This is a genomic window from Pseudoalteromonas sp. HF66 (assembly GCF_011806445.1).
GTDB classification, from domain to species: Bacteria; Pseudomonadota; Gammaproteobacteria; order Enterobacterales; family Alteromonadaceae; genus Pseudoalteromonas; species Pseudoalteromonas apostichopi.
On sequence record NZ_JAATOU010000001.1, the window covers coordinates 545,072 to 560,315 of the forward strand.

Annotated in this window: 13 protein-coding genes; 3 read left to right on the forward strand and 10 right to left on the reverse strand. The window is 40.3% G+C overall.

Going from position 1 to position 15,244, the window contains the following annotated elements; genetic code table 11:
* Positions 1-60 precede the first annotated feature (60 nt).
* Positions 61-2,313 carry a carbohydrate binding family 9 domain-containing protein gene (locus tag HCZ11_RS02275; protein WP_130053027.1) on the forward strand — a complete coding sequence of 751 codons (2,253 nt, stop codon included), beginning with the start codon at positions 61-63 and terminating at the stop codon, positions 2,311-2,313.
* A gap of 30 nt (positions 2,314-2,343) precedes the next feature.
* Here the strand turns inward: HCZ11_RS02275 and HCZ11_RS02280 are convergent, their stop codons facing one another.
* The 6 genes from HCZ11_RS02280 to HCZ11_RS02305 all read right to left on the reverse strand — a co-directional run bounded on the left by HCZ11_RS02280 (position 2,344) and on the right by HCZ11_RS02305 (position 8,021).
* Positions 2,344-2,862 carry a protein tyrosine phosphatase family protein gene (locus HCZ11_RS02280; RefSeq protein WP_130052703.1) on the reverse strand — a complete coding sequence of 173 codons (519 nt, stop codon included), beginning with the start codon at positions 2,860-2,862 and terminating at the stop codon, positions 2,344-2,346.
* Positions 2,863-2,881: 19 nt separating this feature from the next.
* The gene (locus HCZ11_RS02285) at positions 2,882-4,618 is read right to left on the reverse strand and encodes an amidohydrolase (protein WP_167657521.1); all 1,737 of its coding nucleotides are present in this window, start codon (positions 4,616-4,618) and stop codon (positions 2,882-2,884) included.
* 73 nt (positions 4,619-4,691) lie between these two features.
* Positions 4,692-5,657: a Solitary outer membrane autotransporter beta-barrel domain gene (locus HCZ11_RS02290; RefSeq protein ID WP_167657522.1), complete on the reverse strand. Its 966-nt coding sequence runs from the start codon at positions 5,655-5,657 to the stop codon at positions 4,692-4,694.
* A 122-nt stretch (positions 5,658-5,779) separates the two neighbouring features.
* Entirely contained in the window at positions 5,780-7,375 is a 1,596-nt protein-coding gene (locus HCZ11_RS02295) for an AbgT family transporter (RefSeq protein ID WP_130052698.1), read from the reverse strand.
* A 78-nt stretch (positions 7,376-7,453) separates the two neighbouring features.
* Positions 7,454-7,753: a hypothetical protein gene (locus HCZ11_RS02300; RefSeq protein WP_130052697.1), complete on the reverse strand. Its 300-nt coding sequence runs from the start codon at positions 7,751-7,753 to the stop codon at positions 7,454-7,456.
* A gap of 7 nt (positions 7,754-7,760) precedes the next feature.
* Positions 7,761-8,021 carry a DUF3081 domain-containing protein gene (locus HCZ11_RS02305; RefSeq protein WP_130052696.1) on the reverse strand — a complete coding sequence of 87 codons (261 nt, stop codon included), beginning with the start codon at positions 8,019-8,021 and terminating at the stop codon, positions 7,761-7,763.
* A 189-nt stretch (positions 8,022-8,210) separates the two neighbouring features.
* On the opposite strand from HCZ11_RS02305, the gene HCZ11_RS02310 reads away from it, so the two are divergent.
* Both HCZ11_RS02310 and HCZ11_RS02315 read left to right on the forward strand, forming a co-directional pair.
* A complete protein-coding gene (locus HCZ11_RS02310; protein WP_130052695.1) occupies positions 8,211-9,077 on the forward strand; it encodes a thioredoxin family protein in 867 nt (288 codons plus the stop codon).
* 79 nt (positions 9,078-9,156) lie between these two features.
* On the forward strand, positions 9,157-10,437 hold the full coding sequence (locus HCZ11_RS02315; RefSeq protein WP_167657523.1) for a flavohemoglobin expression-modulating QEGLA motif protein: 1,281 nt from the start codon (positions 9,157-9,159) through the stop codon (positions 10,435-10,437).
* Between the two features lie 91 nt (positions 10,438-10,528).
* On the opposite strand, the gene HCZ11_RS02320 is transcribed toward HCZ11_RS02315, so the two are convergent.
* The 4 genes from HCZ11_RS02320 to astD form a co-directional block, all read right to left on the reverse strand.
* Entirely contained in the window at positions 10,529-11,746 is a 1,218-nt protein-coding gene (locus tag HCZ11_RS02320) for a type III PLP-dependent enzyme (protein WP_167657524.1), read from the reverse strand.
* Between the two features lie 247 nt (positions 11,747-11,993).
* Positions 11,994-12,884 (reverse strand): hypothetical protein, encoded by an 891-nt coding sequence (locus tag HCZ11_RS02325; protein WP_130052692.1) that lies wholly within the window; start codon positions 12,882-12,884, stop codon positions 11,994-11,996.
* Between the two features lie 28 nt (positions 12,885-12,912).
* The gene (locus HCZ11_RS02330) at positions 12,913-13,716 is read right to left on the reverse strand and encodes a DUF1338 domain-containing protein (protein ID WP_130052691.1); all 804 of its coding nucleotides are present in this window, start codon (positions 13,714-13,716) and stop codon (positions 12,913-12,915) included.
* 40 nt (positions 13,717-13,756) lie between these two features.
* Entirely contained in the window at positions 13,757-15,229 is a 1,473-nt protein-coding gene (astD, locus tag HCZ11_RS02335) for a succinylglutamate-semialdehyde dehydrogenase (protein ID WP_167657525.1), read from the reverse strand.
* Positions 15,230-15,244 lie beyond the last annotated feature (15 nt).

Here is a 15,244-nt window from a genome sequence, read left to right on the forward strand (position 1 = left end):
GAATTACAATCGCTTTGAAATCAGTCAAGTAGCGTTTCTAACGCGTCAGTGTCTAAATGGATGTTTATGCAGTACTTAAAAAGAATTATAAAAAAAATAATCACCCCTACTTTTTTACTTGGTGTTGTCTGTGTGCCTTTTTATGCCAATGCATTTGATAAAGCAGAGTTCTCCCTTGCCCATATAAAAGAGTCCATCAGCGTTGATGGTGTAATGGATGAACCGCATTGGCAAGAAGCCACAAAAGTGTCATTAAAATATCAAAATGAACCAACCGAAAAAGGCACACCGCTTGTACAAACTGATGCCTATATGTATGAAGATGGTAAATACTTGTATGTTGGCTTTATTGCAAAAGATGATGACCCTTCACAAATTCGTGCTGCACTTCGTGACCGCGACACGCTTTGGCAAGATGACAATGTTGCCTTGATGATTGATACGTTCAACGATGAACGAACTGGTTATGAGTTTTATGTAAATCCACTAGGTGCGCAAGGGGATATGCGCATGACGGATATTGACGATTGGGTGGAAGACCCATCGTGGGATGCCATTTGGGATAGTGCAGGGCAAATTAATAACGATGGCTATGTGGTTGAAATGCGTATTCCGTTCACTGCTCTTCGCTTTCCAAAAGATCAAGCTGAGTTAACGTGGAGTTTTGCTGTATGGCGTAATTACCCGCGTGATGTATTTTATCAAATGTCGAATGTTGGTTTTGACAGAGATGTAAAATGTAGCTTTTGTCAGTTTGATAAACTAACAGGCTTTGCCAACATGACTGAAAGCCAAAACATTCAGCTTACGCCAACTTTAACTGCGCTTCGCCATGATACCAAAGACGCAGTGCCTGGTGATTGGCAAAATGGCGATATTGATACTGAAGCGGGCTTGGACTTACGTTGGGGTGTGACGCAAGATGCGGTTATTAATGCCACCATTAACCCTGACTTTTCGCAGGTCGAGGCCGATTCACTTGAACTTGATGTAAATACTACTTACTCAATTTACTACGCTGAAAAGCGTCCATTCTTTTTAGATGGCGCCTCTTATTTTAATACCAGCCAACTAGAGCTTTTATATACGCGAATGATTGCTGAACCTGATGTAGGTTTAAAATTAACAGGTAAAACCGGCGCGCACAGCTACGGCTTTATGTACGCTGACGATCAGAATACCAGTGTCTTACTTCCGACTAACCAAGGTTCGGGCTTTGCTAATCTAGCAGATAAAACACAAGCAGTTGCGGGACGATATCAATTTGATATCGGCCAAAAAGGCACAATTGGTGTGATGAGCACTCACCGTGAAAATGATGATTACCATAATACAGTGTTATCTCTAGATGGCAGCTACTGGTTTAATCAATCAGATAGTTTGCAGTATCAAGTAGCAAGCACAGATACCACTAACTCAGAATTTTTAGTTGATTATTATGGCGTTGATAAAAATCAATCAGATCAAGCTTATGCTATTGAATTTACTAGAACTAAGCGTGATTACGAAGTTTATGCTAATTACGAAAATATAGGTAAAGAATACCGCTCAGACTTAGGTTACCAAGCTAAAGTTGATTACGAGCAAATACAATTAGGTGGTGGGCAAACCTGGTACCGTGATGCTGATGATGCAATCACTGAGTACAGCTATAATGCTGAATGGGATAAAACTTGGGCGCAAAATGGCGACTTACTTGAAGAAGAATACGATGGCTTTTTTACCTTTAAAGGTAAGATGCAATCGCAAACAGAAATTGGCTTTATCCATCGTAATGAATTTTATGCCGGTGAGTTTTTTAATCAAAACATAGGTTATATCTACGGCGGTTTTAGACCCATCCGCGATGTCCGTTTCTTATTATATGCTCAATATGGCAGCAAAATTGACTACAGTAATGCAGCTCTAGGTACAATGGTCCGCATTGAACCTGAGATGACGTGGGATATTAACGATCATTGGCAGGTTCAGTTGGAGCACAGCTACAGCTACCTAGATAACGAGCAAAATGAGCGTGTTTATACTGCTAACTTAACGGATCTACGCGTTTATTATAAATTTAATATGCGTTCAATGCTGAAACTCGTTTTGCAGTTTGAAGATGTCGATCGAAACAACGAAGCTTATCGATTTGATGTAAGCCAAACTAACCGCGATTATGGTAGTCAGTTAGTGTATTCGTACAAGATTAACTCACAAACACTGTTTTATTTAGGGTATTCAGATAAAGGATACCAAGACGATTCGTTGGAAGGTCTTGAGCGTGATCAACGCACCTTCTTCACTAAGCTAAGCTATGCATGGCAGCTATAGCTGAAGCAATATAATAAAAACTTGGTCAGCTTATGGCTGACCAACTTCTTCGTTTACCTTAGTTCTTACCACCCCTTCAAGGCTTTTTAAGCCCCACTGCTTACCAATCTCGACAGCTTCATCAATTGGCTTTTTTAAGGTTATGGCATTGTATAGCGCAACGAGAGCGCCAACACGGTTGCTGCTAGCACAGTGAAGTAAGGTGGTTTGTTGTTGATGCTCATTGAGTAAGGCCTGAAGCTTAGTGGCATTTTCAATCGTAATATCAGCTTTAGATTGCACAGGAATATGGTAATAGTTCATGCCAAGCTCAGTCACTAATTCTTGCTCAGACCAATTTGTTTCGTTATCACCACGTAGGTTAATGATGTTCTCAACACCGAGTTGTTTTAACTTGGCAAAATCGGTTTGATTGGGCTGCCCTGAGGTTAATACATGCTCAGACTGGGCCTTTAGATTTAGAATATCCAGTTGTGTAGCGGTCGTTTGTGCTGCCGATACTGAAAAAGACAGTAAAGTAGCGCACGCTAATAATATGAAGCTCTTCATGTTATTCCTTCTATTAAGTTTAATTTTTGCGGTAAACGGTTTTACCACGGCTAATGGTTTCTAAGACTTGTAAATTATGAAGCTCTTCAGGCTTTATTTTCAACGGGTTATTATCAAGGATAATTAAATCAGCTTGCATCCCTTGTTTTAATTGCCCTTTTGAGGTCTCTTCAAAGTGTTGATACGCCGGCCATGTCGTCATTGCTTGTAGTGCAGTATACACAGAAACGCGTTGTTCAGGGCCTAACACTTTATCTGTACGGGTCGTGCGGTTAACCGTTGCATCTAATACACGTAGAGCATTTGGTAGAGCCACTGGCGCATCATGATGGGTGCTAAACATTAATCCTTGCTTGCGAACAGCATGAGTGGGTGAAATAAAATCGGCACGGGGGGGACCTAGCACCGAATTTACATGCCAATCGCCCCAATAAAAGGTATGCATTGGGAAGAGCGATGGAAATATGCCCAACTCTTTAAGGCGATTTACCTGATCTTGACGAATTGTCTGACCATGAATAAGTACAGGGCGTCTGTCTTTTTTACCAAGCTTGTTATTGGCATTTTCAACAGCATCTAAAAATTGCTCAATGGCGGCATCACCATTTGCATGTGTCATCACTTGCCAACCATTGGCAAAGGCCGTTTCTACATATTTATAAGCTTGTTCATCATTAAAAGTAGGGTAGCCTGCATAACCTTGCTCTTGGCCTTCAGGTGCTTTTAAGTATGGATGAGATAACCAAGCAGTTTTCCCTTGCGGTGAGCCATCAAAGTTAAGTTTTACACCACCAATACGAAAATGATTTGTGTAGTGTTTACTGTTATAGGTTGAGTCCATAAAACTGCTGCTGGTGGCCATATCAGCATACGCAACCACATCAATCACGAATTTATCAGCCTTTGATGCTCTTACCATCGAATCATAGGCTTCTTGAGTTGCTCGGCCTTCTTGCGCTGTGGTGTAGCCGTATTTTGTGTAGAGCTTTTGTCCTTCTTGTAGCATTAAATCTTGTAAGTCAGGATCAAACGACTGCATGAGTTTAAACAGTAAACCAAAGTGTGCGTTTTCTTCGAGCACCCCATTAGGTTCTTGTGAGTTCGCCATACGACGAATTAGCCCACCTTTAGGGTTTTCTGTGTTTTCGTCGATGCCAGCCAGAGTTAAAGCTTTACTGTTTGCAACACTTAAGTGCCCCGAGGTATGAATGATGATCACTGGCTTTTCGGTGCTAACGCGGTCTAAGTCCATTTTAGTCGGGTATCTATCAAGCTCAGCATCATCGTAACCAAAGCCTAAGATAGCGCCGGTTTTTTCAATAAATGTGGTGTAATCAGGGTTATTCTGTGCGGCTGTAAGCATATTAACGATTTGCTCAACACTATTGGCATCACCATCTGGGCTAGGTAATACATTGGCTACCATGGCTTGCAAACCAACACCGTAGACATGGCTATGACCATCTACAAAGCCTGGCATCAAGGTTTTTCCTTGTAAATCAATCAGCTTTGTTTTGCCAAATTTAAACTCAAGGGCTTTAGTTTTATCACCCACAAAGATGATTTTGTCACCTTGGGTAGCGATTGCTTGTGCATATTCTGGTTCATCGCCAGTCATTGTAAGAATATCGCCACCATAATAAATGGTATCTGCAGCACTCACTTGGAGAGGTAGCGTTTTAGCTGTGTGTTCAGGGCGATTATCGCAAGCCGTTAAGGCAAGTAATGAACAAGCGATTGCGAGGTGATGTTTCATTTAAATCTTCCATGAATTTTAATTATGTCTAAGAATATAGTCTGTTTTAAAATTTTGTCTTTAAAAAATAGACTTAAATTTCATTAAAGTACAAGACTATAGCTGCACCATCGAGGCTACTACCGTTGTGAATGTTGATACCAATGCCAAAGTTGTCAAACCATGACGTCCACTTTCTACTGTCCCATAAAAAGCCGATACCGTATTCATAAAAGTGATCTGTAGAAAATGCAATACGACCATCACCACCTAAATCAATTCGCTGTCCTTTAATATAAAAAGCTTGCTCAAAAAGGCCTATTTTAAACATGTTAAACTTAGCTTTAATTCCATTGAGTGTACGCCAAGTTTCAGGAGCTGCATTACTCATTTCGTCAGGATGAGACAAGGCCCAGCCATAATAGTAATTAAAGTTAAGTTTGTATTCGTAATAGCCCCAGTGCCTTGGCAGGCGATAAATCATGGTCGCATTTGGATTTAGTACTAGTGCATTACTATTTAGGTTGGTGTAAAGATTATCAGCTAAAGGCTGTATATTACGTCTAGATTCGGGCGAGTTGTACTCGTAATCATTGTTGTAATGTAAGTAGTGACTGTTAAAGCCAAGTTGATATGACCATTTAGATCCAAGCGCTTTCTCTGCATTAACACCGATCATGCTGTTATACACCGTTTCTGAAATATAGTCGTCAGGGACATTGTCATACAGTGAGATAAAATCTGATTGATTTAAATAGCTGACTCTACCGGTCAAACTTAGTTTGTGCTGATAAATTGGCTCATCAAGCTGCCATGTATAAGGAATGCTGTAGAGTTTGAGTTTTTTTCTAAGTGCGATACTGTCTTCATCTTTACTAGCATGTTGCGAGTTAAACAATGTTTGCGGATCAAAATCACCAAACCCCAAGGTAATACTGTCACCATCAGTTAAAACTAACGAGGTTGCAAATGCGGTTTCAAGTTGCTTAGTTGGGCTGGCATATAAATTAAATGTACTTAATGCTTGTAGTAATATCCACAGCTTAAATAATAGTTTCATGCAAAATAATAATGAAAATTAATATGTTAATAATAGAAGTAAAGTTAGATTGCGACAACAGCAGGTACAAAAAAACCAAGCTTTATGAAAGCTTGGCTTTTTTACACCTCTTTGAGAAGAGATTAAGGCTGATAATAAATCGGTGATTCAGGGCCAACTGGGAAGCCCAGAACAAATACCCATAAGTAGAATAACGCGACCCAACCAACAAAGAAGATCATGCTGTAAGGCAGCATGGTCGCAACCAGTGTGCCAATACCCATGTCTTTCTTATATTTAGTTGCTACAGCCAGTATCAAGCCAAAGTAGCTCATCATTGGTGTGATGAGGTTAGTAACCGAGTCACCAATTCGATATGCAGCTTGAATGGTTTCTGGCGCGTAGCCTATTAGCATTAACATTGGTACGAAGATAGGTGCAGTTACCGCCCACTGTGCTGATGAAGAACCCAAGCTTAAGTTAACCAATGCACACATTAAAATGAATAGCACGAATACTTCAGGACCAGTTAGGTTCAGTGTTTGTAAAAGAGCGGCGCCGTTAATAGCTAAAATTGTGCCTAGGTTAGTCCATTTAAAAAAAGCAACAAATTGCGCGGCAAAGAAAACCAGCACAATGTACATACCCATTGAGCTCATACTTTTGCTCATGGCATCAATGACATCTTTATCGTTCTTCATAGTGCCAACAACGCGACCGTAAACAAAGCCCGGAATACCGAAAGTCACAAAGATAAATACCACAATGCCTTTTAAAAATGGTGAGTGTGCAACAAGGCCCGTTTCTGGGTTACGCAAAATGCCGTCTTCAGGAACAATTGTCCAAGCAAGTAATAATGACACCACTAACAGTGAAACACCCGCCCACTTAAGGCCTGACTTTTCTTTATCGGTTAGGCCTGCAATGTCATTCTTTGGCAAATCATTGCTTGCTTCTTCAGGGTTGTACTTGCCAAGGCGTGGTTCAACGATTTTTTCTGTAACGAAAGTGCCTAAAATGGCAATTAAAAATACAGAGATCATCATGAAATACCAGTTTGCTTCTGCGCCAACTTGGTAATTTGGATCAATCATTTGTGCTGCAGGTGTTGTGATACCTGCAAGTAGCGGGTCAATGGTGCCTAGCAATAGGTTGGCACTGTAACCACCTGAAACACCAGCAAATGCGGCAGCAAGACCGGCAAGTGGGTGACGACCAAGGCTGTGGAATATCATCGCTGCTAATGGAATAAGTACCACGTAGCCAAGTTCTGACGCCGTATTTGATAAAATCGCAGCAAACACCACCATAAAAGTAACGAGCCTTTTAGATGCGCCCATCACCATGCCACGCATAGCAGCTGAGAGTAAACCTGAGTGCTCTGCGACACTTACGCCTAATAAAGCAACTAGTACCGTGCCAAGTGGTGCGAAACTGGTGAAGTTGGTAACAAGGCCGGTAACGATACGCTGGAGCCCTTCTGCACTAAGTAGGCTGACAACTTCAATAACACCATCAGGGTCGCGACCCGCAGCGCCTTCCGGACGTGGGTCGATAGCACTTAATCCAAACCAATCGGCGATGCCGCTAAAAACAATAATAGCAACGCAGAACATTGCAAATAATGTGATAGGGTGGGGTAGCATGTTACCCAAAAATTCAACGGTGGCTAAAAATCGGTTAAACAACCCATTATTGCCACCCTCATGGGTATTGTGAGAGTTTATAGTTTTTGACATGTCCAGTTCTCGTTATTTCAAAATGGCGCTAACCTAGCATTTTTTACCGGACAGATCATGTTTTAGCGGTGGGCAAAGCTAATAGGTACGTTCCAATACGCCCTTGTATAGCAAGGGATAGCGGCGCAAACGTTTACCAATGTAATCATCGGCTAGAATTTGCGCACAGATTTGGTCTACATCGTTACTTGCTTCAAACACCCAGTCAAATCGCTCAATAGCAAGCAGAAAACCACGTTTGAGGAACTGTTGTTCTCGATAGTAGCTAAGATTATCGCGGATGATATCTAACTTATCAGGGTTATTTTTAAGTTCATTAATAACTTGGTTGATAAACGCTTGCTGTTGCTTTGACTCAGTTTTTACCCGTCGTTTCATTATCTATTTATGGTTCCTGCTCTGCGATATATAGCACTTTCTTTAAAAAGTCTTCTTTGTTTTTTTCATGTTGGTAGTCAAGGTGGTAGGTATTGTGAAAACCAAAGCGAAGTAACACACCACTGCCTTTAAGATATACGGTATAACCATCGATATCGGAAAAAGCACAAATACCTTCGTATAGCTTCCCATCTTCATGATCTTCACCGTGTTGAATGATTTTCTCATATACAGAAAGAATTAATTTACCGTCTAGCTCATTTTTCATGATGACTCCTTTTTTGTGCAATACGTTTCATATCTATAAAAAGTTTAGTGCTATTTTTAATGTTTTGAGTGTTTCTAACCTCTACTTTGCGATAAATCATTAAATCTGCATTTAGCCAGCAGATGTCGAAAATTTACAATATTTTGGCTTACATTACGCTTACGCTTGGTTTTATTTAAGGAACGTACTATGAAATATAAGTTTTTCCTCATGATATTGCTGACAGGCTTGATGCTTGTAAGCCAAAGAATATCAGCGAATACAGACACGCTTATTTTAGAAAATGAAGCAGGGCAAATCGTCAAATTTGAAAGTTTCTTAGGCAAAAAACCAGTTTATTTAAAGTTTTGGGCAACTTGGTGCAAGCCATGTATGGAGCAGATGCCGCATTTTCAGCATGCTTACGAACAATATGGCGATAAAATTCAATTTGTGGCGATAAATATCGACCTCAATGATGATGCACACTCTGTTGCTAAGGTTAAAGAACGTTTTTCACTTAGCATGCCATTATTTACTGATCTCACAGCTCAGGTTGCTAAACACTATGAATTTATGGGTACCCCTTTTCATGTGCTAATTGATAGCGATGAAAAAGTGATTTTTCAAGGTCACGAAGCTGATAAAGCGCTTGATAACACGTTACGTTTGTTATCACACAATGGCAAAGTTGAAAAAGCGCGGCTACTTGGTGAAAAGCAAAGTGAAGCAACGCCTTTGGTTATTCCGAATAAAGGCAAAAAAGTAGTGCTTTTCACCGCAACGTGGTGTGATTGGTACTTGGCCGACACTCGCCCTGCTATGGCAAAGCAGTGCGTATTAGCACAGCAACATGTTAATAAGTTGGCGGAGCAAGGGATTGATGTCGAGGTTAAAGTAAGTCAGTTGTGGACCGATCAAACTGCAGTGCGAGAATATGTTGATAAATTCTCTGCAACCATGCCCGTTTCAATCGATTATGGTAATGATTTATTTATCAAAAATGACATTAATTCGGTACCAAATCTGCTTATATACAGCGATGGAAAATTAGTTTCTAAGCAGGCTAAATTTTAGCTAAAAACTGATTAATTTTGCTTTGTAATTATGTAAATTTAGCCTATGCTCTAGGCTCATTTTTTAGTGAGCCTAGAGCATGATTGATAAGGCATTATTAGCAAAAACACGCGAATTATCAGACCGATTAATTGCATTGCAAACACCCATTCGTATCCTTGATGCAATCAATTGGGATAAACAAATCAAAGAAGAGTTTTTTAAGCACAAATGCCAGAAAAACCCTACGATTGATCAAGCCTATTACCAACAGCGTGACCTTGGTTTTGTACCAAGCGAATTGCGCCGAGGTTTTTCTGATTTAAATCGCGATATCATCAGCCAATTAGGGCAGTTAAATCCAATCGCCCAATACATGAGCAAGATGTGTACTGAATATAAAACCGTACTCAGTATGATTGAGTATCGTGGTACCCCGGAGTTTCATGATCTATCTGTTGAGTTGTTTGGTCATCCTAAAGATTTATTTCATGCTGGAGAGCCTTCACTTTCTGAGCTTGCAACCATGCTTGAGCAGCCGCTAAAGAGTATGCTTGATGCCGATATATTGCCTGATGATCCAAAAAATATAGATGCCGAAGATGCAGTTAAAATTCTCGCATCACAAGTGTCTCAAACGATGCCAGGTATCGATGTTGAGGTCATTCTTAGTGACGGTATTGTCAGTGATGCTGCAGCTGGTGCAAATAATATAAAACTTAATCAAGATGTTAAGTTTTCCCAGCGTGAGCTTGATATTCTAGAAGTGCATGAAGGCTGGATCCATGTAGGTACGACCCAAAATGGCTTAGCACAGCCTTATTTAACCTGTTTGAGTAAAGGCACACCTAGCTCTACGGTCACCCAAGAAGGGCTTGCTGTGTTGACCGAAATTATTACCTTAAAATCGACGCCTCGACGTTTAGCAAAATTAGTTAATCGTATTCAAGGTATTACGAAAGTCATTGATGGTGCTGAGTTTGTTGATATCTATCGCGACTATATAGCTCAAGGTTTAAGTAAAGACGACAGCTATACACTCACTCAACGCGTGTTTAGAGGAAGTACAGCAACGGGATTACCTTTTACCAAAGATATCGCCTATATCAAAGGTTTCGTTTTAGTGTATAACCTTATTCGTGTGGCAATACAATTAGGTCGCATTGATCAATTGCACTTATTATTGGTCGGTAAAATCTCAATTGATGATTTTAGATTGATATCACAGTTACATGATTTAGGTGTCATTGAAGATCCTAAATTTATTCCACCACACTTTAAAGACTTACGAGGCTTAGCAACTTGGTTGAGCTTTGGTCGTTTTATTGGCAACTTGTCGTTTGAACAGTTAGAAAACGATTACAAACCACTCTTTCTTTAAACAAATACACAAAAAAAATGCAGCTGGAATGAGCAGCTGCATTTTCAGTTTTAAAGCATGTTGCCTTACATGCTTTTAGTCGAGGAAACGATTAACCAGTAAGTGCGTCAACCTGCACTACATCATTGAGAATGATAACGTTTGCACGCTTGAAGAAGTTAAAATCTGTCGCGGTTGCTAATGTGTAAGCACCCATCATACGACTGATAATTAAATCACCATTGTCTAATTTTGGTAGCATGATTGACTCACTCACTACGTCGATACTGTCGCAAGTAGGGCCTGCTAATACTGATTCTACGCGTTCGTTTGATTGTTTTAACGACTCTATTGGGTATGATGCTTCATCAAATAATAAACCACTGAATGAGCCATAAATACCATCATCTAAGTAGTACCACGGCTTACCTTCACGAACTGCTTGGCCCATTACCGATGCAACACTAGTTACAGCACTTGCAACAATAAAACGACCCGGTTCTGCAATCACGCGAACTGTCTCTGGTAACAGTGCTAACGCATCATTAATTGGCGCACAAAATTCATCAATTGGCAGCACGTCTTTGCTGTATGGCACTGGGAAACCACCACCAATATCAAGCGTACTAAGCGCTGGTAATCCTAAGTCAGCTACTTCATTCATTACTTGGTTGCATGCAGCTATTGCTGTTACGTATTTAGCTGGGCTCGCTGTTTGTGAACCAACATGGAACGACAAACCTTTTATGCGAATACCTAATTGTTGCGCGTAAGTAATGATTTCGATGGCCATTGCTGGGCTGCAACCAAACTTTTTCGATAAGTCAGCGAATGACTCTGCATTACGAAAGCTTAAGCGCACAAGTAATTCAACTTGATCTTTGTAAGCAATGAACTTTTCTAATTCATTGATGTTATCAACCACAAATACGTTACAACCGTATTCAAGTGCATCACGAATATCACGATCACGCTTTATAGGGTGTGTGTGAATAGTGCGATCACTTGGCACGCCTTGACTTGCTACTAAGTCAACTTCACCGCTCGTTGCTAAATCAAAGCTTGCACCTTCTTCTAAAAGAGTGCGAACAACCGCCGCCAGAGGAAGTGGCTTTAGTGCAAAGTGTAAAACAACACCTGGTAAAGCACGGCTTAATGCACGGTATTGATGACGAACAGATTCACAATCAAGCACCATTAGAGGTGCGCCATGTTGTGTAACTAATTGTTCAAGAAGTTGGATTGATGGTTGTGCAATTGACTCATTAGCAGCAACCGCAGCTGCAGGTACTTTGATTGTTAAATCTTGTGTTAGTGTAGAAATAGCCATTTTACTCTCCGGCAATTAAGCAACAGCTCGGGAAAATGGGAGTCCGAGTCAGTTGAGTGTCATTAAACGCACTTATTGTTATGTGCAATCAAATTCACTCTTGGATAGTTGCTCTATCGCCTTGCTACAAACAGTGTTTGTAATGTACTCGGATTGGCTATCATCAAGAAGCGGCGAGATAATATATCTGCTTTTTTTATTGTGCAAGCTTTTTTTTTAGGAAATTCATGAAGCGAAAATAAATCAATTAACTGTTGTTTTTGAAGGATATTTTGTATCTTCTTTTATAAACATTAAGCATTGCTTCGAGATCAGCTGACAGGTTATTGGCTTTATGAATGGCGTACAGATATTCCGCCATAGGTGGCGTCATCATGTATGTATTCATTAATCTAATAGCATGTATGCCCTCAGCCGTTTTACTACATGTGAAATAGCCATTAGTAAACTCAGGATACTCACTAATTGGACGAGAACTTACCAGCTTTAATTGATCTTCGTTTAAGTGAGCATATAGAGACTCAGGATATGCGACGATAAAGTCAATACGTTGATTTAAAAGTAGCTTACTTAATTGCAGAAATGGATTTTCACCATAGATATTAGCAATTTTTGAGCGATATTTTTCAAAAGATGAATCTAATTGTTGATAGCTCGAGGAACCAATAATTCCGAAAATATACTTCTCTTTTAAAAGAGAGGTAACAGAAACAGGGGAAGGAAGATTGTCTATATTTGATTTTAACCCGAAAAGCTGTCTTTGCATGTGCATAAAAGTGGGTACTTTTGAAAACAGCATGTGCTCAGCTCGTTCAGCTGACTTTATTGCATTGAAAGTACAGCTAGGCTCTTTGCTTGAAAGACGCTTAATTAATCGAGCATGATTCGTAAATTGTACACTTAGATGAAATTCATCGCCTAAAGCAGGTTTGATAACTTTAAGAAAATGCTCGTTGATGTTTCTTTTATCAAACTCATTAGCAAAATAGGAGTGGGATAGGATGGTTAGTTTGCGCTTCTCACTTGCTTTAGTATCAGTACTAAAAAATGTTATGGCAAAAAATGAAACAAGAATAAATGCCCAAGCCATTTGTTGAAGGAATTGATTTGTCTGACTGTTAAACCTTGGTGTCTTCATATGGCTCGGGTATTGATTAAAAACTTAATTATCGAGCATTGGTGCTCTCAAATATTTTATCAGCTGATGCAGCAACAAAGCCGGTGTATAGCTCGCCATCTGGTTTTGCATAACGCAGAGCGAATTCATAGAAACAGCTAGGTACAGCTACAACGCCATCACTAAATTCAACTTCACTGTCATCAGCAAGTGTTGAAGATTGCTCAAGTAAAACTTCTGGTGAACCTTTAATTTCACCACCAGATGTATTTAATGCAAAACCTGCATCTTTAAGTGCCTGGTTTACGCTTTCGATGTCATCAAATTTAGCAAGCTCATTGATGCTTACTGTAAAGTGATTAGCACGGTAGCCCCACGCCGACATCCACGCTGCATACTCACTCTCTTCTAATAGCTTTTTGTAAGTTTCTGAACTTACTTGCCAATGTGTACCTGAATAGAGGAAATTATCCGCTGTTACATCGCTTTCGTCAATCTGTGAAACCATATCATTTACGATAGCTTGTAATTCTTCTGAACATTGCTCAACAAGTAGTTCAGAGATAAATACTTTAGGTTGTTTTGGATCAGAATGTTCAAAGTGCTTAGCGTACAATTTCTTTGCCTCAAAATGGTACTCGCCGCATTCTTTATAACCAACTGCTAAAAAGTGCGCAGCTAGCTTTTCTAAACCGATTTTTTCATGATTAAAAGTGCGTAGAGCGATGTGATCGTTAATCACGTCATCTTTTTGAGTAGAGCCTAATAGCTCATGTACTTTTACTGCCGAAGGCGTAACTGATAAATAGTTTTCCCATAGGTTTTCAAATAGGGCGTTTACATCTGTGTGCATGTTTAATTCCTTCAATTAAGGCGGCGAAGCCGCCAATCAATTATTCAATAATTAAGCCCGGCGCAAGGGTCTGTGGTAAGTTAACTTTTTCGGCTTCAACAGAAGCAACAGGGTACGCACAGTAATCAGCAGCATAATAAGCGCTCGCTCTGTGGTTACCACTGGCACCAATACCACCAAACGGTGCAGCGCTTGATGCGCCTGTAATTGGTCGGTTCCAGTTAACGATACCGGCACGAATACGTTTTAAGAAATGTTGGTAGTCATTACTATCATCACTTAATAAACCAGCAGATAAACCAAATGAGGTGTTATTCGCTTCATTAATCGCGCTATCGAAATCTGTGTAGCGGTAAACCTTGATAAGAGGACCAAAGTGCTCTTCATCAGGAATATCTTCAACAGCTGTTACATCAATAATACCAGGGCTTACAAAACCTGTACCCGGTTCTAAATGCTTAAGCTCAACAAGAGAAGTCGCTCCCATATCAAGTAACTGTTGCTGAGCTGCAACCATACCTAATGCGGCTTTTTCGCTGATCATTGCACCCATAAATGGTTGATCTTCGCTGAAGCTGTCGGCTACTTTAATTTGTTTTGTTGCAGCAATTAATTTTTCTAAAATTGCATCGCCATTTGCCGAGTTCTCAATGAATAAACGACGAGAACAGGTACAACGTTGGCCAGAAGTAATGAAACCAGACTGAATAATATCGTGAACAGCCGCGCTTACATCAGCGACATCTTTTACGACTAGTGGGTTATTACCACCCATTTCCAGCGCTAAGATTTTACCTGGGTGACCTGCAAATTGCTTATGTAATAGATGGCCTGTATTAGAGCTACCAGTAAAGAATAAACCATCGATATCTTGATGAGATGCAAGTGCAATACCTGTGTCTACTTCACCTTGTACTAGGTTAATCACACCAGCAGGCAAACCTGCTTTTAGCCAAAGCTTTAAAGTGAACTCAGCAACATGAGGCGTTAGTTCTGATGGCTTAAATACAACTGTATTACCTGCTAAAATAGCAGGCACAATATGACCATTCGGTAAATGACCAGGGAAGTTGTATGGGCCAAATACTGCAACAACACCATGAGGCTTATGGCGTATAAATGCTTTAGCGCCCGGCATTGGGTTTTCTGTAGTGCCCGTACGTTCGTTATAGGCCCTGATTGAAATGGCAATTTTACCCGTCATTGCACCTACTTCGGTACGTGTTTCCCATAATGGCTTGCCTGTTTCACGGGCAATGATGGTTGCGAACTCTTCACTGTGCTCTTTTAGTTCAGCAGCAAAATTTTCAAGAATTACAATGCGCTGTTCAAGGGTCATATCAGCCCAGTCAAGCTGAGCATTACGGGCAGCTTTGATAGCATCGGCTACCTGTTCAGCCGTGGCTGTTTTACCTTGCCAAACAACCTCGCCATTACTTGGGTTGATTGAACTAAAATCATGACCAAGGCCTGCTTGCCATTGATTATCGATAAGTTGAGTTGTTACACTCATTTTAAACTCCTTAAG